2 protein-coding genes are annotated in these 2,176 nt (G+C 37.7%); both read left to right on the forward strand.

Translation table 11 applies throughout. The features are described from left to right. The coding region (locus ABY905_RS16670; protein ID WP_372645924.1) for a serine hydrolase domain-containing protein at positions 1-1,105 on the forward strand (1,105 nt) is incomplete at its 5' end. A gap of 42 nt (positions 1,106-1,147) precedes the next feature. Further along, the coding region (locus ABY905_RS16675; protein WP_372645926.1) for a glycerate kinase at positions 1,148-2,176 on the forward strand (1,029 nt) is incomplete at its 3' end.

A 2,176-nucleotide genomic window follows, 5' to 3' on the forward strand; every position in this document is an offset into this window, starting at 1 on the left:
AAAAGATGAAAAACTGGTTTTTGCAAAAGGATACGGTTACGCTGATGTGGAAAATAAAGTGAAGGTTGAGCCTGATCATTTGTTCCGTATTGCGAGTGTTTCTAAGTTGATTACTGCTACGGCAATAATGAAACTGAAGGAGGAGGGGAAATTGCAATTAAGCGATCGAGTATTTGGAGAGGATGGTATTCTTAATTCTGAAAACTACTTAAATATTCGCGATAAGCGCTCGGAGAGAATAACAGTAGAGCATTTGTTAAGACATACGGCTGGATTTACGAGTCGATATGGTGATCAGATGTTTTTGCCAATAACCATAGCTAAAAGAATGAATGTTCCAGCTCCTGCAAATGCTGAAACCATTATCGAATTTGCTCTTTCGAAACGTTTACATTTTACACCTGGTAGCCGTGGTAGCTATTCTAATCTGGGTTATGTAATTCTTGAAAAGGTTATCGAGGCTTCTTCAGGTAAGCGGTACGAGGCATATGTACAAGAACATATTTTACAACCTGCTGGTATTTTTGATATGCATTTAGGTAAAAACCTACGTGAGGATAAGTTGCCTAATGAGGTTAATTACTACGAGCAATCGAATGCTATTCTTGTTCCAGCCTTTGATGGTTCTGGAGGAAAAGTTCATCGTAGCAATGGTGGAAATAATATTGAAGAACTTGGTGGGGCTGGTGCATGGATTGCTTCTGCAGCAGAATTAATGAAATTCTATGTGGCCATTGACGGTAAAGACAAACAGGCTGATATTCTTTCTAAGGAAAGTATTGAATATATGACCAAACCTAGCCGTAGAGGATTTAGTCCGATAGGATGGAAGGGAACCAGATCAAACGGGACTTGGTGGCGAACTGGTACTCTGGCAGGTAGCTCAGCATTGATGAAACAAAATCCAGATGGATCTACTTGGGTGATTATAACAAATACCTCTTCGTGGAAAGGTTCTGATTTCCCAAAGGAGTTAAGTAAATTAATGAACCGAGTGATGCGCTCTGTTAAGCAATGGCCCGAAACCGATTTGTTTAATTATTTTGAAGCTCAGCCAAGTCTGCTTGTTTTTGATGATGTCTCTGATTTTTTTGATCGAAGCTAAGAATTTCGACTATCAGAATTTAATAATTAAGCACTATTAAGGATGAATATTCTGATTGCTCCCAATGCCTTTAAAGGCAGTCTTTCTGCACTAGAAGTTGCTGAAATTATTCAAAGTAATCTTTTAAAAATTAAACCCGATTTCAACTGTAAATGCTTACCAATTGCAGATGGAGGAGATGGAACGTTTGATGTTTTGTCGGATCATTATTTGGGGATAACACATACTTTTTCTACTACTGATCTTTTAAATAGAAAGATCGAGGCCCCAATATTTCTTACAGAGAATGGTGCTGCAATTATAGAATTGACTCATGTTGCAGGTCTGTCTTTGCTTAAACCCTCTGAATATAAACCCTTACATACTCATACTTTTGGAGTCGGTGATTTAATTCGTTCAGCTCTTGATCTGAATTGTACTAAGATTATTCTTGCTATTGGAGGAAGTGGAACACTTGACATGGGGTTTGGAGCTTTAAGAGCTTTAGGTTTTCGCTTTCTTGATAAAGGTGGGAATGAACTCAGTGGAGGAGGAGGAAACTTGAAAGACATTGTTGAAATCAATTCTCAAAACTTTGATTCCCGACTTCTTCATGTCGATTTTCAAATTGCCTGCGATGTTGATAATTCTTTACTTGGTGAATTTGGTGCGGCTTATGTTTTTGGAAAACAAAAAGGTGCATCAGATGAGGAAATTATTCAATTGCATCAAAATCATCAACATTTTGCTCAATTAATAAAGAAACAATTCCATATTGATATTTCGAAAATAAAGCATGGTGGTGCGGCTGGTGGCATTGCTGCTGCACTTTATGCCTTGAGTGGAGCTAAGCTACGATCGGGTAGTGAATTAATTTTTGATTGTTTAAATATGGATGATGCTCTGTTGAACTGTGATATTTTAATTACAGGTGAAGGGCGAATAGATTCTCAATCATCCTTTGGTAAAGCTCCCTATGTTTTAGCTCAAAAAGCGAAGCTAATGGGAAAACGAGTTATTGCTTTTTGTGGTAGTTCCGAAAACCTATTAAATTCCCCTTTCGATCAAGTGTTCCCTATAAAAAAAGAGTAC

It is taken from the genome of Ancylomarina sp., from assembly GCF_041555295.1.
Classification (GTDB): Bacteria; Bacteroidota; Bacteroidia; order Bacteroidales; family Marinifilaceae; genus Ancylomarina.